This window comes from Actinomadura macrotermitis (assembly GCF_009604375.1).
Lineage (GTDB): Bacteria > Actinomycetota > Actinomycetes > Streptosporangiales > Streptosporangiaceae > Spirillospora > Spirillospora macrotermitis.
Genome location: NZ_WEGH01000006.1, coordinates 21308 through 39966 on the forward strand (window position 1 = coordinate 21308; position 18659 = coordinate 39966).

General features: G+C 69.7%; 16 protein-coding genes and 1 tRNA gene. 2 read left to right on the plus strand and 15 right to left on the minus strand.

Annotation, left to right across the window (positions count from 1 at the left end; all coding sequences use genetic code 11):
- Positions 1–39: 39 nt before the first annotated feature.
- The 9 genes from ACRB68_RS42710 to ACRB68_RS36720 form a co-directional block, all read right to left on the minus strand.
- Positions 40–2301: a transglutaminaseTgpA domain-containing protein gene (locus ACRB68_RS42710; RefSeq protein ID WP_194293589.1), complete on the minus strand. Its 2262-nt coding sequence runs from the start codon at positions 2299–2301 to the stop codon at positions 40–42.
- Positions 2277–3407: a DUF58 domain-containing protein gene (locus tag ACRB68_RS36685; protein ID WP_153541031.1), complete on the minus strand. Its 1131-nt coding sequence runs from the start codon at positions 3405–3407 to the stop codon at positions 2277–2279. The genes ACRB68_RS42710 and ACRB68_RS36685 overlap by 25 nt, the downstream gene beginning before the upstream one ends.
- Entirely contained in the window at positions 3407–4351 is a 945-nt protein-coding gene (locus ACRB68_RS36690; RefSeq protein WP_235960889.1) for an AAA family ATPase, read from the minus strand. The genes ACRB68_RS36685 and ACRB68_RS36690 overlap by 1 nt, the downstream gene beginning before the upstream one ends.
- Positions 4352–4429: 78 nt before the next feature.
- On the minus strand, positions 4430–6142 hold the full coding sequence (locus ACRB68_RS42715) for a fibronectin type III domain-containing protein (protein ID WP_194293590.1): 1713 nt from the start codon (positions 6140–6142) through the stop codon (positions 4430–4432).
- Between the two features lie 325 nt (positions 6143–6467).
- Positions 6468–6644 carry a hypothetical protein gene (locus tag ACRB68_RS36700; protein WP_153541038.1) on the minus strand — a complete coding sequence of 59 codons (177 nt, stop codon included), beginning with the start codon at positions 6642–6644 and terminating at the stop codon, positions 6468–6470.
- Positions 6645–7238: a PH domain-containing protein gene (locus tag ACRB68_RS36705; RefSeq protein WP_153541041.1), complete on the minus strand. Its 594-nt coding sequence runs from the start codon at positions 7236–7238 to the stop codon at positions 6645–6647.
- Between the two features lie 211 nt (positions 7239–7449).
- Positions 7450–7521: transfer RNA gene (locus tag ACRB68_RS36710), tRNA-Val, on the minus strand.
- Between the two features lie 83 nt (positions 7522–7604).
- Positions 7605–8639, minus strand: a complete 1035-nt coding sequence (locus ACRB68_RS36715) for an ABC-2 transporter permease (RefSeq protein WP_153541044.1) — start codon at positions 8637–8639, stop codon at positions 7605–7607.
- A 20-nt stretch (positions 8640–8659) separates the two neighbouring features.
- Positions 8660–9076 (minus strand): PGPGW domain-containing protein, encoded by a 417-nt coding sequence (locus ACRB68_RS36720; protein ID WP_328595250.1) that lies wholly within the window; start codon positions 9074–9076, stop codon positions 8660–8662.
- 307 nt (positions 9077–9383) lie between these two features.
- Here ACRB68_RS36720 and ACRB68_RS36725 point away from each other — a divergent pair, with 307 nt between their 5' ends.
- Entirely contained in the window at positions 9384–9803 is a 420-nt protein-coding gene (locus ACRB68_RS36725) for an SsgA family sporulation/cell division regulator (RefSeq protein ID WP_153541047.1), read from the plus strand.
- On the opposite strand, the gene sthA is transcribed toward ACRB68_RS36725, so the two are convergent.
- Entirely contained in the window at positions 9800–11203 is a 1404-nt protein-coding gene (gene sthA / locus ACRB68_RS36730) for a Si-specific NAD(P)(+) transhydrogenase (protein ID WP_328595251.1), read from the minus strand. The two genes, ACRB68_RS36725 and sthA, sit on opposite strands and share 4 nt — an antisense overlap.
- A 90-nt stretch (positions 11204–11293) precedes the next feature.
- Between sthA and ppgK the strand changes: the two genes are divergently transcribed.
- Positions 11294–12031 (plus strand): polyphosphate--glucose phosphotransferase, encoded by a 738-nt coding sequence (ppgK, locus tag ACRB68_RS36735; protein ID WP_153541652.1) that lies wholly within the window; start codon positions 11294–11296, stop codon positions 12029–12031.
- Here ppgK and ACRB68_RS36740 read toward each other — a convergent pair.
- Genes ACRB68_RS36740 through ACRB68_RS36760 form a run of 5 tightly spaced genes read right to left on the minus strand, consistent with a single transcriptional unit; the run spans position 12028 to position 18656 of the window.
- Entirely contained in the window at positions 12028–14724 is a 2697-nt protein-coding gene (locus ACRB68_RS36740; protein ID WP_207709964.1) for a glycoside hydrolase family 38 N-terminal domain-containing protein, read from the minus strand. The two genes, ppgK and ACRB68_RS36740, sit on opposite strands and share 4 nt — an antisense overlap.
- Entirely contained in the window at positions 14715–15908 is a 1194-nt protein-coding gene (locus ACRB68_RS36745; RefSeq protein ID WP_328595252.1) for a CehA/McbA family metallohydrolase, read from the minus strand. Before ACRB68_RS36745 ends, ACRB68_RS36740 begins: the two co-directional genes overlap by 10 nt.
- Positions 15905–16978: an ABC transporter ATP-binding protein gene (locus ACRB68_RS36750; RefSeq protein ID WP_153541050.1), complete on the minus strand. Its 1074-nt coding sequence runs from the start codon at positions 16976–16978 to the stop codon at positions 15905–15907. Before ACRB68_RS36750 ends, ACRB68_RS36745 begins: the two co-directional genes overlap by 4 nt.
- The gene (locus ACRB68_RS36755; RefSeq protein ID WP_328595253.1) at positions 16978–17799 is read right to left on the minus strand and encodes a carbohydrate ABC transporter permease; all 822 of its coding nucleotides are present in this window, start codon (positions 17797–17799) and stop codon (positions 16978–16980) included. The genes ACRB68_RS36750 and ACRB68_RS36755 overlap by 1 nt, the downstream gene beginning before the upstream one ends.
- A complete protein-coding gene (locus tag ACRB68_RS36760) occupies positions 17796–18656 on the minus strand; it encodes a carbohydrate ABC transporter permease (RefSeq protein WP_328595254.1) in 861 nt (286 codons plus the stop codon). Before ACRB68_RS36760 ends, ACRB68_RS36755 begins: the two co-directional genes overlap by 4 nt.
- Positions 18657–18659: the final 3 nt, after the last annotated feature.

The following is an 18659-nucleotide window of genomic DNA, read 5'->3' on the forward strand; positions in this document are numbered from 1 at the left end:
CGGATGGACTCCGGGTACCGCGCTTGCATGCCTCACTGCTTACCTCAACCCTCTCGGGGATCGACGGTGCGGGAAGGTTGGACCAAATATCGTCTTCGGTTGCAACCGATGCGCTAGACGTCGACGCCATCCGACCTTGTGGCCGATTTCGCGGCTGAGCGTGCGGCTGTGTCGCCATGCTAGGTCGGCGTCCGGCATGCCCAGAGGTTGGGTCGAATAGTACGCGGCGTTCACAAGGGGCACCAGAACGTCGAGATGGAGGACCGCGCCATCGAGCCGACGCCTCACGGCTGCGCGTGTCTCTTCGAAGGTCCGGGCGGGAGAGTCGGTTACGCCGAGCAGCGGGAGAGCCTCGTTGAGGTGCATCCATGCACCCGCGATGGCTGCGGCCGGTGAGCGCCGCCGTCTGCGGTGAGCTCTCAGGGCGGGCAGGGAAAGCGATAGCAGCACGTACATTGAGAAGACTCCGACAGCGATCGCGCTCATCAGCCAGAGCGGGTCGGGACCTTTGTGGCGTCGTTGAGTGACGCGAACTGGGGTGCCCTTCCGGATGGCCGAGGGCGCGGATCCCGCCGGGTGCTGCCGCGTGCTGTTCTGCAAGCGCCGCAGCTGCTGCTCCGCCGCTGCCGTGGCCGGCGGGGCGTCATGGGGGGCCCGCGTCGGCTCCGGGGTCGGGTAGAAGGGGACCCAGCCGACTCGCGCGAAGGCGACCTCCGGCCATACCAGGACGTCGCGGCCCCGGACCTCCCAGGCGTCTCCCGAGCGACTTCCCGGCCGAAAGCCGACAGCGATCCTGGTGGGGAGCCCAAGAGATCGGGCCATGAGCGCATACGCTGTGGCGAACTGCTCGGGCGTACCGCGATGGGTGCGTTTAAGGAAGTCCAGGACATCGACGGCAGTGTGGCCTGGAGGAGATTCTCGGTCGAAGGCCATATTGCTGCGCAGGTAGTCGGCCAACAGCGCAGCCTTATCGAACGGGTTGCCTATGTTCCCCACAGCGCCCAGAGCGAAGGCATGCACGTCTTGCAATTCCCGACGGAGTGCTTCAGGAGACGCTGCGACGACAGCGGTTCCCCCGTCATTTACTGAAACGGGCAGGGCAGCTTGCGCTGAGCGGTCTTGGGAGACGACGGCCGTGCCCAGCTCCGCTGACGTGAATCGAGGTACCTGCGAGGTCACGTGGTAGCGGAACCCCGATGTGCTCGCTTCCATGGCCAGTACGAGAACCCCCGACATGGGGTCCGCGATAACGCTATGCCCTTGGATGACCGAAGGCCGGTCGGCTGCCGGCAGGTAACTTCCGCGGAGGTTGCGGATGACGATCTCCTGATCAAGCCGACTCGACTGCCTGCGTCGGCTGCCACCCGGGAGGCTGCTGCTAGTGGCAACGAACGCGGCCGACGATGTCCAGTCATACCCATCGTAACGATCGAGGATCGCCAGGCGCCAGTTCTCCGGGCGGGAGGCACGGACCGTGAAGAGTAGGTCATCGGGGTTCTGCAGCCAGGCCGACACCCGATCCAGCGGACTGACCCGTGCCTGCGGCGCAGCGTCTGGGACATCGATGTCCTGCCTCGGGTCGTAGGGCGGCGAACGTACCGGTATATGTGGCGTGACCGACACCGCGACGCCTACCGCGCACCCGGCGATGGCAATGGCACGTCCGTGTCCCCACCAGGTGCTCACGGTCAAGCGGCGGGGGAAATCTGCCAGCGGAAGGGACAGGACGATGAGGCCGACCAGGCTGGCGGCGAGCCATAGCGGAACGTCGCCGGCAGCAACGAGCGTTCCCAGTCCGAAAGCGGCCACCGCTGGGACCGATGGGCCGATCACACTCTTGGTGCGCAGGATGAGTTCGGCGCCGATGAGCGCCACCAGCCAGGTTGTCGTTTGCACGAAGCAGAGCAGCTCTGGGTGGGCTGGAGCAGGAAGCGGCACGGTAAGGATACGCTTCCAGGCATCGAGCAAGGCGAAGGGGATGGTCTTTGTCAGACCGTACGGCCCCTGTCCCCACCAGTCATGAAACAGCACAAGCGTGGCCAAGAGCCAACCGAGGCAGTGGATGACCAGCGCCCCCCACAACGGCCTTTCGCGGAACCGGCCGGGCTGCGGGGAACCGCCAAGAGGACAGGAGACCAGTACGGCGATCGACGGTGACACTGCGGCGGCGATCATCACTACCGGCATTAGGGGTCCCGGCCCGAACACCGGCATGAAGGCCAGCCCTGAGATGGCTGCTGCTGCCGAACAGCCGGCGAGCCGCAAGATGAGCCTGATCACCGGGCTGTCATCTTGCGCCACGCGCCGATCAGGTCGTCTAGCCGATGCAGGTCGATGGCTAGGAGCCCGGAAACCGCGGGCACCGAAGCCTCGGGACAGATCCGGATCCAGATGACACGGTCGAATCGCCGGCGATGGGCACGAGCTTCTGTCACCTCCGTTCCTGCGTTGACCACAACCAGCGCCCCCCTATGTCCTGCTGTACCGCCCAACAGTGGTGACGATCGCAGGGGAGCCGCCGTTGCTGCGGAAGGCATGATCGTCAGTGCCTCGATGACGACCTGAGCATCTCGGGGGCCGCCTTGCGTATCGACCACGAGGCCTGTCGAGTCGATGATCCGTACCGGAAAACGCGACCGCGACGCCGCCATGGCGATGGACGCTGCCACTTCCACAGCCAGTTCCAGATCCTCTTCGCAGGGATAGGCGTGCAGACGGTTGTCGACCAAGATCGTGGTGCGGGGCAGGCTCGCATCCGCGAGCTGGCGAACTACCAGCCGACCGGTGCGGGCGGTAGACGGCCAGTGCATCAGCCGCAAGTCATCCCCGACCGAGTAGTCGCGCAAGGAATGGAACGCAACCGTCCCCGTCGGCACCCGGTCGGTCGTAGGTCCCTCCAGGTTGCTGAACCGCCCGGAAGGCACGGTGCTGAGCGCCACGGTCCTGGGCAGCACGGTCAGGAACTCTTGCTCACCGTGTTCACGGACGCGGGACGCCAGACCGAGGGCGTCGCGACGCACGTTGTACAACGGGCCAACCGGGATCTCTCCCCGCCGTCCGGTGGGGATCGCGTAGGTGATGTCGGTGTCCCCCTTGGAAAACCGCGACGAAGACACATCAATGCGAGCACCAGCGACGGAGTCGTAGATCAGCAAGGCACGCCTGTAACGACGTAGTCCCCTCAGGCTGAGAACACCATGCGCCGCGCCACCGCGCACTACGCGAGAAGGGGCGACGGTGCGAGTCAGGCGGAGCCTTGTCGGCACCGAAGTCCAGGCCACGGCGCAACCAACCAGGAAAATGCCAACGACCGTGAAGATGTAGAAGATCCGGTATCCCAGCGTCAGACCGGCCACACCCGTTACCACCGAACCGGCGATGACGCCCCAGCCGCGTGTTGTCGGCATCAGTGATCCGCCAGAAGGGCTTTGGGGACCTCGACACTATCCATGATCTCGGTTAGCACTCCCTCAGCAGACCGTTGTCCAAGCTCCGCCTCGGATGTCAGCAGCAGCCGATGAGTGAGAACAGGCAAAACCGTGTTCTTCACATCCTGCGGAACGGCGAAGGACCGCCCCTCGGCGGCCGCCTGTGTCCGCACGGCGCGCAGAATCGCCAAACCCGCACGGGGACTCGCGCCCAGGCTGACGTCGTGATGCCGGCGCGTGGCCGTAATGATGCTCGCCACGTACTCCACCAGAACACGCGCTACCTGAACGCGATCAGTATGAGCGGTCATACGCTCCATGTCAGCACGTGTGGCCACCATCGAGATGCGCAGGGCCGCTCCGGCGCGTTGAGGTGGTCTCGAAAGCAGCGCGATTTCGGACTCGTAATCCGGATAATCCATCGAAAGACGCATCAGGAACCGGTCCAGTTGAGCCTCCGGCAAGGCGTAGGTGCCGTCCATATCGACCGGGTTCTGGGTCGCCACGACCATGAACGGCGGTTGCAGCGCGCGAGGCTTGCCGTCGACGCTCACCTGACGCTCCTCCATCACCTCGAGCAACGCCGACTGGGTCTTGGGTGAGCCCCTGTTGATCTCGTCAGCAATGACGACATTGGCGAAGACCGGACCAGGCACGAACTTGAACTCATTCTTTGTTTGCTCATAGATCGATACTCCGGTGATGTCGGAGGGGAGCAGATCGGGAGTGAACTGGATACGGGACGACTTAAGCCCGAGAGAGAGGGCGATCGCCTTGGCCAAGGTGGTTTTCCCGACGCCCGGCACATCCTGCAGCAAAAGATGACCCTCGCTCACCATGCAGATCAAAGCGAGGTCGATCTGCCTTCTCTTACCGCGGATTACCCGCTCGATGTTCGAGCCGAGCTCATCGAACTTCTGCAAGAACCAGTCCGTGTCGCCTGTGCTTAGTTGATTCATATTCGTTCCTATCATTGGTGCGCGGGCGCTGCCACAGCCGCTTCAAGGAGCTCGCCAGGTGATCGAAGCTGGAGGGCTATCTCCTCCGCGAGTTCGCGCGATCAGGGTGAATGTGTACTGACGGCCCGGTGTCAGGTTCCTGATGACGACATGGTCTGGGCCGCTCTCCTCCACCTCACCCCAGTCCTCGTTGTCGTAACTGCCGTCACGCCCCTCGTAGTCCAAGTCGTAACTGACGTAGCGGGCGTTGGCCTGCTCATACCAGTCGAGACGGACCGTCCCTGTGCCCAGTGATGTCGCGGTGAGCCGCTCCGGTGCACCTGGTGGCAAGCATGAACGCACCAGCGGAGTCGGCGCGGAGGCGACCTTCTTCTGTTTGTAGATCGCGACGGCTCTGTAGTGGTAGACCGGGCTGTGCGTGCCGCCATGGCAGATCCCGAGTTGCGCTCGTATGCGAAGCTCCTGTGCATCGGCCGGTAGACGCTCGGGCTCCATGTACGGATACGGCATGCGGGCGGGACGTTCTTCCAGGGTTGTCACTTCGTAGGCCAGAGGGCGCCCACCCTTGGGCGGACTGAAGGTGATGTCCACGTATCCATCGCCCGGAGTCCCCTGAACGTTCTCAGGGGCCAGCGTGTTCTCCCCGCCCGGGCTTGGCGAGGGCGCACGTGAAGGCGATGGCGACGGCGCTGTTCCACTCGGACGCGGCCCCGGGGTGGACGAACCTTGGCCTGGCCCGGGCGGCCCTTCTCCGCCTTGCCTGGCAGCAGGAGACAAGGTCGGCGAAGCCGCGGCTGACGAGGACGGGACCGCCGACGGCGACGGCGTAGTCCGCGCTTTGCGCTCGCGGTACTTGACGATGTGATGCAGACGGCCGTCCTTCTCAACGACAACCGCTGCGGGGCCGTCCGGATCGCTTGCCCAAAGAAAGCCGTCCTTGACGAACGCCTCAATCCTACTTGGGCGCCCGCTGATGGGAACTGGCGGTTCCATACGGTGCGCGCTCATATTGAAGACGACCAGCGAACCCGCTGACTCATCAGGCAGATAGAGCCGCTGCCCTACAACCTGTGGAGCGGCGAAGGTATGCCGAGGGAGGGAAAGCTGAAGCGATCCGGGCACCCCTGTACGCAGGTCGAAGAGAACGATCGTTTTGTCGGAAGCCAGGAGCGGGAGAACGGAACCTTCGACGGCCTCCGGACTCTTGGCCGTAGCAAGCAGAACGCCGCTGATCGTTGGATGAAGCGGAAGTTCACGGGTCAAGCCCGAGGAGGAGATGATCGTGACCGTCGATCTGGTCGTGTTGATGACAGCCGGACGTCCGGCGATCCTGCGCAAGACGAGCAGGTCACCCGGAGCAGCCACGGCGATTGACTTAATTTGGCGTCCTTCACGATAAGCGACCGCCCGCCCCTTGGCGGGAATGGTCACCCAAAGGCCTCCAGCATCATCGCCGATGCCGGCTCGGGGGGCACCCTCCATCACCCGAGTCGGCCCAGTCAGCGGCTGAAGGGAACGAGAGAGCTGATTGATCAGGTATCCGTTACGCCCGTCGGAGATCACAGACGAACCACGCTGAATCTCCTGCGAGGCGAGTATTTTCTCTCTGATCGGATCAATGCGAAAGAGCTCGCTCGCCGTGGAGTCGAGTGCGTTAACCTCATGTCCGAACTGGCTGAGGCGCAGTTCGTGGCCTCGACTTCTCGGTACACCGACCTGCCCGTCGACCCGCCCCGTCAACCCGTCGACATGCACAATGAGACCGCCTTCAGACGCGGATAGCCAAGCGCCAGTCTCAGAGTTCCGATAGTGCGTGTCCGTGAAACCTCTGCCTAGGAACAACATCCCCAGCACATAAAGGGTCAACACCGACAAAGCCCCCAGTGTCGTGGTGCGATCAGGCCTAACCCCTCTTCGGATGGCCACGTGCCAGCCCCCCACATGCTGCCCGAAGCAAGTCTCTGCGCAGAGAGGCATGACTGTACGACAAGTTCATCCACACTTGTCAGGGATATGACCAAAAGATCTTTTGGCACAATCCGGTCGAACGATCATGTAACGCCCGGCCGCCCTTCGCTGGCTACCCAAACGAAAGGTTGTGATCAAGACTGACCAAGAGCATGTCTCGTGTGGTGAGTTTCGCGAGCTTCTTGAGGCAGGTGAGGACGGGGAAGGCGTTGAACAGGCGGCCGTGGCGTTCGTAGCGGATGATCAGGCACCGGTAGCCGAACATCCAGGCCAGCGTCCGTTCGATCACCTAGCGGTGGCGGCCCAGGCGTTCGTCCGGTTCGGCGCCCGCTCGGACGATCCCTCGTCTGCGCAGCCAGGCCAGATACGCAGCCGGCCGAGCTTCTCCAGTGCGTCGAGCGCCGCGTCGGTGGTCATCTGCGCGGCGGGTGCCGGGGGGCGGCGCAACGGGTGCCGGGACCGGAGCAGGCGTCGGCGTCCGGGCCGGGTAGCTCGGCCCTGAGGCGAAGCGCTCGCGGATCGTGTCGGCGATCGTCTTGCCGCCCATCTTCAACATGCTCTTGATCTCGGCCTTGTTGCCCGAGGCGAAGACGGTCAGCGCGCCCGTCAGTATCCCACTCGTCCACCGCACTGACGAGATCTTGTCGAAGGGAAAGTCCTCGGTCTTCTTCGACGTCCAGCCGTCCCTGAGGAAGAACAAGCCGCCGGTCGGTGAGGACGACAGCCCGGTGCCGTTGCCGTAGGTCCCGGCCGCCATACGCCGGACAGTCTCGCCCTCCCCCGGGTAGCCGACCAGCTGGCGGACCTCCCGCTTGGCGCCGGTCTTGATGTCCATGCGATGGGCGGCGGCCTGGATGGCGGAACACAGCGGGGTCTCTGCCATGAGTCTCCTCGGAACATGGCTGTCGCCCGTGCGACGCGCGAGGACGGCGGGCCGTTCACTGCGGGTGGTTCGCTGTCACCATCCAGCCACCAGCAGAGTGCGGTGTCCAGGCACGCACGAGACCGCACTTGAAGATCATCACGCACCAGGCACGCACGGGCACGAAAAAGGCCCTTCCTCCTGTGACGGAAAAAGGGCCTGTGACCTGGGGTGGGCGATACTGGGTTCGAACCAGTGACCTCTTCGGTGTGAACGAAGCGCTCTCCCACTGAGCTAATCGCCCCGGGTGTCCGGTCCGCCCTGGGGCGTTCCCGACAGCCAGAACTCTAGCGCATGTCGCGGGTGGTTCGCGCATCGATATCGGGGTCAGGGGGCGGCGTGGGCCGGCTCGGTGGGGCGGCCGCCGGGGTGGCGGTGGCGCCAGACCACGAAGACGGCGATGGAGGCCACGCTCCAGGCGATCAGGACGGCGAAGGGCAGCACGTGCTGGTGGCCCGCGAAGTAGATGGCGGTGTGCTGGGCGTTCACCGAGGCGCCCGGCGGGAGCCAGCGGCCGATGAAGCCGAGGGGCGAGGGCAGCAGCGGCCAGGACACCGCGCCGCCCGAGGAGGGGTTGCCGATCAGGACCATCACGCCCCAGGTGGGGATCATGGCCCAGCGGCGGACCAGGGTGTTGAACATCGTGAAGACCATGCCGGAGGTGAACATGGTGAGGGAGATGATGCCCCACGACTCGCGGAAGGGGAGCTTCAGCACGCCGAGGAGAGGGTCGACGACGAGGGCGATCGCCAGGCCGCCGAGGGCGGCGTAGGCGAGGGTGAACGCGATCCGCTCCCCCGCGTTGAGGGCCCTGGCGTGCACGCTGAGCTGGATCGCGCCGACGAAGCCGATGATCACGGCGGCCAGCGAGATGTAGAAGATGGCCAGGCCCTGCGGGTCGGTGGGCTGGAGCGGCTTGATGTCGCGGACCGTCAGGGGGACGGCGGACTTCTGCGCGGCCTGGGCGAGCAGGCGCGCCACCGAGGCGCCGGCGGCGCCGGACAGGTCCAGGGAGGCCCGCCCGTCCTCGGCCCGCAGGATCGCGAACTCGTGCTGCTCCTCGACGGCCAGGCGGGCCTTGGCGTAGGAGGGGTAGCGGTGCAGGGCCAGGGTGCTGTCCAGGGCCCGGTCCAGGGCCGCGGCGACCTCGGCGGAGCGGGCCGGGTCGCCGGTGACGGCGACCGGGATGTGGCGGGGCGCCGGGTTGGCCATGGCGTAGGTGTAGGAGCCCGCGAACAGGCCCGCGGCGGCCCCGAGGATGAGGGTGATCACGACCGCCGGGAAGAACGGGGACCCGCGGAACCGCGCCCACAGCTCGGCGGCGGTGGGGCGGCGGGCATGTCTCTTACGCTGGGCACCCATGCCCTCACGTTACGTGACGATCAGTTCCAGGGCGTCCAGTCCTGCACGTTCCAGGGCAGGTGGAAGTCGTAGACGACCAGGAAGGCCAGCACGGCCGCCGCCACCAGCAGGCCGGTGATCACGGCCATGACGGTGTTGCGCCTCTTGGCGCGCGGGTCCAGCGCCTTCTCCTTGGCGCGCTCGGCGGCCTGCTTCGCCTTGTGCAGCGCGGTCTGGGCCCAGGCGAACTCGGTCGCCAGGATGGCCAGGCCGACGATGATGCCGAGGATGCCGGGGCCGGGGGCGACCATCATGACGAGGCCGCCGGCGAGGACGGCGGCGCCGACGGTGAAGACGCCGATCCGCCAGGTGGTGTTCAGCAGCGGGTTGCGCCGGATCCGCTCGCGGAAGCGGTGCAGCCGGCCCTCGGGGTTCTGTGTTTCATGGTTTATTGCCACGAAATTACCTTAGGCCAAGACGGTGGGCACTTTGGGCGGAGGGCATGCATAAAGGGGTCTTTCCCCCATGCCGCCCGGAGGGGTGAGACGTCCCCGAATGGGCAGCTCAAAAAATGGGTTTGTCCGTTTTTGCGCAGGTCAGCGGGTGCTTTCGGGCGGGTGAGTTGGCTCACAGCCGGGACCCGCGGCGGAATGTTCCCATGTCTTGCCCCCGTTACGCGTCATAGATCGCGGGGACATCCGTGAGAGGGAGTGAACCACCGGTAGCACCCGCGCGAGTGCGGGACCGACGTCTGAAGGAATGGCCATGAACAGCAGTACCACCGTGTCCACCGAGCTGGGCCTCCGCCTCGTCGTCCCCGACCGCACGACCGTCCCCTTGCTGGCCGGCCTGGAGTACGCGGCCGACGACCCGTACGCCATCAGGATGGCGTTCTACGTCGGGGACGACGAACCGGTGGAGTGGATCTTCGCCCGGGAGCTGCTCACCGTCGGCATCGTGCGCAAGGTCGGGGACGGGGACGTGGAGGTGTGGCCCGCCGGGCCGCAGGACGACGACACCCTCAACATCGCGCTGTCCTCCCCGTTCGGGGACGCCCTGTTCGAGGTGCCGCTGTCCCCGCTCGCCGACTTCCTGCACCGCACCTACCAGGCGGTGCCCGCGGGCCGCGAGGGCGAGTACATCGACATCGACAGCGAGCTGGAGAACCTGCTCTGGCCGTCCTAGCCGGTCAGGCGGGCGATGTGGCGCATCTTGTTCATCGCGTCCAGCGCCGCGACCTTGTAGGACTCGGCGAGCGTCGGGTAGTTGAACACGGCGTTGACCAGGTAGTCGACGGTGCCGCCGAGGCCCATCACGGTCTGCCCGATGTGCACCAGCTCGGTGGCGCCCGTGCCGAAGACGTGCACGCCGAGCAGCTCGCGGGTGTCGGGTGAGACCAGCAGCTTGAGCATGCCGTAGGAGTCGCCGATGATCTGGCCGCGGGCCAGCTCGCGGTAGCGCGACACCCCGACCTCGAAGGGGACCTTGGCCTCGGTCAGCGCGTCCTCGGTGCGCCCGACGAAGCTGATCTCGGGGATGGTGTAGATCCCGATCGGCTGCAGTTCGTGGATCTCGGCGACCGGCTCGCCGCACGCGTGGTGTGCGGCGAGCCGGCCCTGTTCCATCGAGGTGGCGGCCAGGGACGGGAACCCGATCACGTCGCCGACGGCGTAGACGTGCCCGGCGCCGGTGCGGTAGGAGGCGTCGACCTTGATCCGGCCGCGGTGGTCGGCGGTGAGCCCGGCCGCCTCCAGGCCGAGCGCGTCGGTCATGCCCTGCCGCCCGGCCGAGTACATGACGGTGTCGGCGGGGATGCGCTTGCCGCTCTCCAGGACGGTCACCGCGCCGCCGCCGTGCCGCTCCACCGCGGCGACGGTCTCGCGGAACCGGAAGGTGACGGCCAGGTCGCGCAGGTGGTACTTGAGCGCCTCGACGATCTCCAGGTCGGCGAACTCCAGCATCCGCTCGCGCCGCTCGATCACGGTGACCTTGGTGCCGAGCGCGGCGAACATCGAGGCGTACTCGATGCCGATCACCCCGGCGCCGACGACGACCATGGTCTCGGGGATGCGCTCCAGGTGCACGATGCCGTCGGAGTCGATGACGGTGCTGTCGTCGAACTCCACGGTGCCCGGGCGCGCGGGCCGGGTCCCGGTGGCGATGACGATCTTGTCGGCGGTGACCTTCAGCTCCCGGCCGTCGCCGTTGTCCACCCCGATCACGGCCGGCTCCAGGAACCGCCCGTGCCCGGGCAGCACGGTGACGTGGTTGCGGGCGAGCTGGTTGCGGACGACGTCGACCTCCCGGCCGATCACGTGCTGGGTGCGCAGGCCGAGATCGGCGACGGTGATCTCCTCCTTGACCCGGTAGCTCTGCCCGTACAGCTCGCGCTGGTTCAGGCCGGTGAGATAGAGCACGGCCTCGCGCAGCGTCTTGGACGGGATCGTCCCGGTGTTGATGCAGACGCCGCCGAGCATGGCCCGCCGGTCCACGATGGCCACCCGCCGGCCGAGCTTGGCCGCGGCGATCGCCGCGCGCTGCCCGCCGGGGCCGGACCCGAGCACGAGTACGTCGTAGTCGCTCACGGCTTCCAGTGTGACCGCGGCGGGCGTTCCCCATAAGGCCCGCGCCGCTTCTTTAGATAGGAACGAATCGGGCACGGGTAGGCCATGAGCATGCGGATGCTGGGCATCGACATCGGCGGATCGGGGATCAAGGGCGCCCCGGTCGATCTGACCACGGGCGAGTTCACCGAGGAGCGGCTGCGCATCGAGACGCCGCAGCCGGCCAGGCCGGACGCGGTCGCGGACGTGCTGGCGCGGATCACGGCGCACTTCGGCGGGGACGGGCCCGTCGGCGTGACCTATCCGGGCGTGGTGATCGGCGGGGTGACGCACAGCGCCGCCAACGTGGACAAGTCCTGGATCGGCACCGACGCGGCGGCGCTGTTCGCCAAGGCGACCGGCCGGCCGGTGACGGTGCTGAACGACGCCGACGCGGCCGGGGTGGCCGAGATGCGGTTCGGCGCGGGCAAGGGCCAGAACGGGACCGTGGTGGTGCTCACGCTCGGTACCGGGATCGGCAGCGCGCTGTTCAGCCAGGGGGTGCTGGTGCCCAACACCGAGTTCGGGCATCTGCAGCTGCACGGCAAGGACGCCGAGCTGCGCGCGTCGGCCAAGGTCCGCGAGGACCACGATCTCAGCTGGGACAAGTGGGCCGAGCGGCTGAGCGAGTACATGCGGCACCTGGAGATGCTGATCTCACCGGCGCTGATCATCGTGGGCGGCGGGGTGAGCAAGAAGGCCGACCGGTTCATCCCGCTGATCGAGGGGGTGCGGGCGCCGATCGTGCCCGCGGCGCTGGTCAACCACGCCGGGATCGTCGGCGCGGCGATGGCGGCGTCGGAGGTCTAGAGGCGGCGCAGCCGGACGGTCGCGATCTCCCAGGGGCGCAGCGGCAGCCGCAGCACGCCGCCCCGCGCCGGGAGGGTCTCGCCGGGGCGGCCGCGCAGGTCGGCGCGGGCCGCCTCGGCGACGGCACGGATCTCGGCGACGGCGGGAGTGTCCTGTTCGGCGACGACACGGACCTCGGTCCAGCCGTCGTCGCGAGCGCGCAGTGACGTCAGCACCACGCCCGCCCCGGTGATCTCCAGGCCGGTGCCGCCGGGGCGCAGGGCGCGGCCGGGCGGGCCGTAGCCGGCGGCGGTGAGCAGGTCGTGCCGGTAGGCCTCGGCGGCGGCGAGGACCTCCGGCCCGGGCCGGTCGCCGGTGTAGGGCAGCACGGCGAGGCCGAAGGCCTGCTCGCCCCGGCACTGCCCGCGCGGCGTCGCCAGCTGCGGCCCGGCGGGCTGGTCGCGGTAGGCGTTGCGGTCGCGGCTGAGGTGCCCGAACGAGCGCAGCAGCGTGATCGCCAGCTCGCCGTCCACCACCTCGTACTCGGCGGGGTGCTCCAGCAGCGCCGCGACGCCGCCCGCCGCCGCGAAGCCGTAGGCGGGGTAGGTCGGCAGCGGGCGCTCGCCCCAGCCGCCCTCGGGTTCGGGACCGCGCTCCACGATCGCGAACTGGCCTTCGGCGAAGGAGACGGGGGCTTCGCGCGGCAGCGGCAGGTGCAGCCGGACGCGGTGGTCGGCGCAGCGGTTGTCGAAGGTGACGCCGAGGCGCAGGAACGGCTCGCCCGTGCGCAGTTCGGCGCGGGTGGTGACGACGACCTCCTCGGTCGTGTCGGTGCGGGCGTCCGCGGTGAAGTCCCCGGCGGCGGGCCAGCGGTAGACGCGGACGATGTCGAGCGCGGCGACGAGCGGGCCCGGCCACACCGGCACGACGCGCACGCTGAGCGGCCGGTCGACCACGGTGTCGTGTGCGGGCGGGGCGTGGTTGTAGCTGTCGCCGAGGTCGCCGCCGTCGACCAGGCGGCCGATGCCCTCGATCACGGTGCCGTCGGGGGTGTGCAGGGTGAGGGTGCCGGCGGGGGCGACCTCGGCGCGCAGCAGGCCGTTGTCGAGGACGTGCTCCTCGGCGCGGGCGGGCGCGGTGACCGGTTCGTCCGCCGGTTCGGGGCGGACGGCGGTCATGCCGAGCGCGGGGACGTCCACCATCGCGGCGACCGTGCGGCGGGGCGCGGCCAGGATGCGCACGCGCCACTCCCCGTCCGCGCCGCGCAGCGCGTCGCGGACCTCGCCGATGTCGAACGTCCCCTCGGCCCGGTGGGTCACGTGGAAGGTGAGGGTGCGGTCCCCGACCTCCCAGCCGTCGACCTCCTGCCCGAACAGCACTCGCCCGTAGATCCGCTCCAGGACGGTCGGCAGCGCCGCGGCCGGGTGGACGGCGTCGTCCAGCACGGTCGGCGCGGTCTGCAGGGTCTGCGCGGGGTAGAGGCGGCCGTCGCCGTCGCGCAGCGCGACCGGCGCCCCCTCGGCGGCCGGGACGTCCAGCACCACCAGGCCGGTGCGGCGCGCCGGGCCCGGGTTGAACACCAGGTGCGCCCCGGTGGGCAGCCCGGCGGCGAGGTCGGCGGTGACCAGGTCGCAGACGGCGCGGCCGAGCTGCTCGGCCTCGGCCATGCGGGCGGCGACCTGCTCGGCGGTCTCGTCGCTGCCGCAGCCGGTGACCGAGTCGTGGCAGCTCACCTCGATCAGCCGCCGCCACGCCATGTCCAGGAAGCGCTGCGCGGGGCCGGTGTGCCAGAGCGCGGCGAGCGGTTCGGCGTAGCGCTGGACGATCCGTTCCGCGCGGCCCATCGCCTGCTTCAGCGGGACGCGCGCCGACAGCACCCCGGGCAGGATGTTGGCGCGGGCGTGCGAGCGCAGCTCCCCGTCGACGACCGGCAGGCCCTCCACCGAGGGGTCCTCGGCGGCGAAGTAGCCCGCGAGGGTGTCCAGCCGCATGGGGCGCCCGGCGGCGGCGAGCCGGTCGGGCAGGTCGGCGGCGGGCGCGGTGTGGTCGGCGCCGTACATCGCCAGCAGCGGGCCGCCGCCGGGCCGCCAGGCCCGCATCCGCTCGGCGAACCCGGCGGCGCGGGCCGGCAGCAGATCGGCGCTTTCGAACATCGAGGCGGCGTTGCCGTAGCCGCCTTCGGGCAGGTACTCGGTGCGGATCGCGGTGCCGTCGGGGGCGCGCCAGGCGAACGCGTGCGCGTCGACCTTCGCGGGCACGCCCCGCCACACGCACGCGTGCCCGATCCCGGCGCCGCGCAGGATCTGCGGCATCTGCGCGCAGTGCCCGAACTGGTCGGGCAGATAGCCGACGGGCATGGCGGCGCCGAGCTCCTCGGCCCGGCGCAGGCCGAGTTCCAGGTTCCGCACGATCGTCTCGCCGGAGCACAGGAACTCGTCGTGCAGGATCTGCCAGGGCCCGACGGCGAGGCGCCCGGCCCGGACCAGGGCGGCGACGCGCTCGCGCCGCTCGGGCCGCACCTCCAGGTAGTCGTCGACGGCGGCCATCTGCCCGTCGAGGGTGAAGTGCCAGCGCGGGTCGCGCTCCATGTGCTCCAGGACGTCGTCGAGGAGCGCGACGAGGCGGAGCCGGAACCGCTGGAACGGCAGGTACCACTCGCGGTCCCAGTGGGTGTGCGGGACGACCACGATCGGGTCGCCGCCCGTCATCCGCATAGCGAGATCACCTCGTTGGCGCTGCTCTCCAGGTGGTGCATGCCGTCCCGGCGGGCGGGGAACCGGACCAGATCGCCGCGCACCGCCCGGCGGCGGCCGTCGGGATCGACCAGGACGGTGCCGTCGGCGTCGATCGCGATCAGCTCGTCCTGCACGCGCAGCAGCACGGGCGCGTCGCGGCCGGCCGAGACGGCGGTGCGGCCGGCGGCGAGCGCGCCGACGACGTCGTCGCCCTCGGCCAGCACCCAGGTGGTGGGCTCGCCGATCAGCTTGTGCTGGGCGGGGTCGTGGAAGTCGCTGCCGCCGAGCGGGACGACGCCGTCGTGCCAGAGCCGCGCCCACGCCAGCGGCGCGCCCCAGGTGCGGTCCCACCAGGACGAGTGCCAGATCTCGGCGTGCCGGGGGCGGGGCGCGCCGTTCGGCAGCGGCCGCCGCCACGCGCAGTCGCCGCTGAGCGGGTGGTTGATCGACAGGACGCCGTCGCCGACGTCCCATTCGGCGGTGGGGCGGCGGAAGTCGATCCAGCCGATGTCGCCGAACGCGTTGGCGTGCCCGAGGTCGGTGGTGACCTCCTGCCCCGGCACCAGGACGATCCCGGCATGCGAGGCGGCGGCGGGCAGCTCGGCGTGGTGGCTGACGGTGTTGTGGTCGGTGACGGCGAGGTAGTCCAGGCCGCGGCCGGCGGCGAGGCAGGCCAGCTCGGGGACGGTGAGGGTGCCGTCGCTGTGCACGGTGTGGGCGTGCAGGTCGCCGGCGAGCCAGCGCATCCCGGCGGGCGCGGGCAGCTCGCGGCGCGGCGCGCGCTCGGGCACCGGGGGCAGGGCGGGCGGCTGCGGCGGTGCGGGCGCCGAGGTCGTGGTGGTGACGGTGACCTCGTAGGGGACGCCGTCCGGCGGGACGCGGTGCAGGCCGAGCCACACGTGCCAGACGCCCGGTTCCAGTTCGCCGGGCAGGTAGCCGGGCGTCGCCCAGTCCGCGCTGACCGTGTACTCGTCGCGCGCGCCGCCCGACCAGCCGCGGAAACCCGCCGGGCCGCCGCAGCCGAGGTCGATGACGCCGCCCTCGTGGGAGAGGCGGACGGTGAGCGCGGCCGTGCCCGGCGGCACCTCGACGGGCAGCTCGCGCAGGTGGGCCTCCAGCCGGTCCTCCAGCGTCCAGCGGCCCCGGTGCACGGTCGTGGTCACCGGTCCACCACCAGTTCGCCGTCCCGGTAGAGCAGGGCGCGGTCGGGGCGGGGCACCGCCCAGCCCCGCGCGCCCGGCTCAGGTTCGCGGCCCTCCCCCACCAGGGCGTGCACCGCCTGCCCCGCCGCGTCGAGCGTGACCAGGGACGAGCCGCCCAGGTTCTCCACGACGGCCACCCGCCCGGCGAACGCGCCGTCCGCCGCCTTCCCGCTGTACTCCAGATACTCCGGCCGCACCCCGAACACCACCTCCTCGCCCGCCGCGACCAGCCCGCGCGCGCTCACCGGCAACGGCAGGACGGCCCCGGCCACCGTGATCTGCTCCCCTTCTACCCGGCCGGGCAGCAGGTTCATCGGGGTCGAGCCGATGAACGAGGCGACGAACAGGTTCGCCGGGCGCCGGAACACCTCCGCCGGGGTGCCGACCTGGCGGATCCGGCCCGCCTCCATCACCGCCATCCGGTCGGCCATGGCGAGGGCCTCGGCCTGGTCGTGGGTGACGAAGACGGTGGTCACGGCCAGCTCGTTCTGCAGCCGCTTCAGGAACGTGCGCGCCTCCAGGCGCAGGCGGGCGTCGAGGTTGGACAGCGGCTCGTCCAGCAGGAAGACCTTCGGGCGGGCGGCCATGGCGCGGGCGAGGGCGACGCGCTGCTGCTGCCCGCCCGACAGCTCGCCGGGGCGGCGGGCCAGGAGCGTTTCCAGGCCGAGGGACCCGGCGACGTCCTCGGCCGCCCGGTGCCGCTCCTCGCGGCCGGCCCGGCGGACCCGCAGCGGGTAGGCGATGTTGTCGGCGACGGTCATGTGCGGGAACAGGGCGTAGTCCTGGAAGACCATGCCGACGTCGCGGCGGCCCGGCGGCAGCCGTGTCACGTCGGCGCCGCCGATGCGGACCGTCCCGGCCGACGCGGTCTCCAGCCCGGCGACGGTGCGCAGCAGCGTGGTCTTGCCGCAGCCGGACGGGCCGAGCAGCGCGAAGAACTCCCCGTCGGCGACGGCCAGGTCCAGCGCGGCCAAGGCGCGGACGCCGCCCGGATAGTCCTTGGTGATCCCGGTCAGGGCGAGGTCCGCCATCAGCGTTTGGTCCCTCCGTGGAAGCGGAACCCGTACCGGCGGCTCACCAGCAGGTACATCGCCACGACCGGCAGGGAGTACAGCAGCGAGAAGGTGGCGATGAGGGGCAGGTCGGGCTGGCCGCCCTCGGTGTAGAAGGTGAACATGATCACTGAGGCGGGGGCCTTGGCGGGGTCGCGCAGCAGCAGGAACGGCATCAGGAAGTCGCCCCACACCTGCGCGACCGTCCAGACCCCGACGGTGGCGAGGCCGGGCCGCACCACCGGGACCACGACGTGCCGCAGCGTCTGCAGCGGCGAGGCGCCGAAGACCCGGGCGGCCTCCTCACAGGAGACCGGGGTGGCGTCGGTGAAGTCCTTGAGGATGAAGATCGCGGTGGGCAGCAGGCCGCCGGTCAGCACCAGGATCACGCCGAGCCGCGAGTCGATCAGGTGCAGCTCGAAGGCGAGCAGGAAGATCGGCACCATCGCGGCGGTGCCGGTGATGATCGACGACAGCAGGAGCAGCAGGTACAGCAGCGCGTCGCGGCCGGGCACCCGGACCCGGCTGAGCGCGTAGGCGGCGGGCGCGGCGAGGGCGACGACGAGCAGCGCGGTGCCGGCGGCCAGCAGGACCGAGTTGCGCAGCGACGCCACGGCGTAGGGATTGTCGAGCAGCGCCCGGAAGTTACGGAAGGTGAAGTCGGGCACGGACGCGGTGATCGAGGGGCTGGCGTCGAACGGCGCGGACGCCAGCCAGAGCAGGGGCAGCGCGAAGAAGGCCAGCACGAGCGCGACGAACGCGGCGAACGCGACGCGGCGCAGGAGGTCGCGGGGCGTCACGCGGGGCGCCTCTCGCGCAGCGCCCGCAGGTAGCCGAGCGCGATCACCAGGTTGACCAGGATCATCACCAGGGAGATCGCGGCGCCGAAGCCGAGCCGGCCGTCGCCGAGCGCGGTCCGGTAGACGTAGACGGCCAGGATCTCCGAGCGGTGGTCGGGGCCGCCCGCGGTGATGAGGAACGGGGTGAAGTCGTTGAACGTCCACAGGCTGACCAGCAGCAGGCTCGTCAGCACGTGGCCGCGGATGCGCGGGAACACCGCGTCGCGCAGCGTCTGCCAGGTGGTGGCGCCCGCCAGGCGCGCGGTCTCCAGGTGCGAGGGCGGCACGTTCCCGAGCGCCGCGCCGTAGAGCATCATCGAGAACGCGGTGCCGCGCCAGACGTTGAACACGATGACGCAGGCGAGCGGATGGTCCAGCAGCCAGGCGGTGCCGGGGGTGCCGAGCAGCGCGTTCAGCGTCCCGGCGTCGCGGTCCAGCAGCGCGATCCACAGGAACGCGATCACCGAGCCCGGCAGGATCCAGGCGAGCAGCACCAGTCCCTCCACCAGCCGTTTCACCGGGCCGGCGCGGTCGCGCAGCACCCAGGCGAGGGCGAAGCCGAGGACGGTCTGGCCCGCGATGGCCGAGCCGCCGACGAACTGCAGCGTCAGCCACAGCGAGTGGTGGAACTCCCCGTCGCCGAGCACGCCGGTGTAGTTCTCGGCGCCGACGAACCGGGGCCGCGCCGCCGCGACGCCGGTGAGGCGGTAGTCGGTGACGCCGAGGTAGAGCGTCCAGAGGGCCGGGAAGACCAGGAAGACGGCGATGAGGACGAGCGCGGGGGCGACGAACGCCGCCGCCCCGCGCCGTCCGAGCACCGC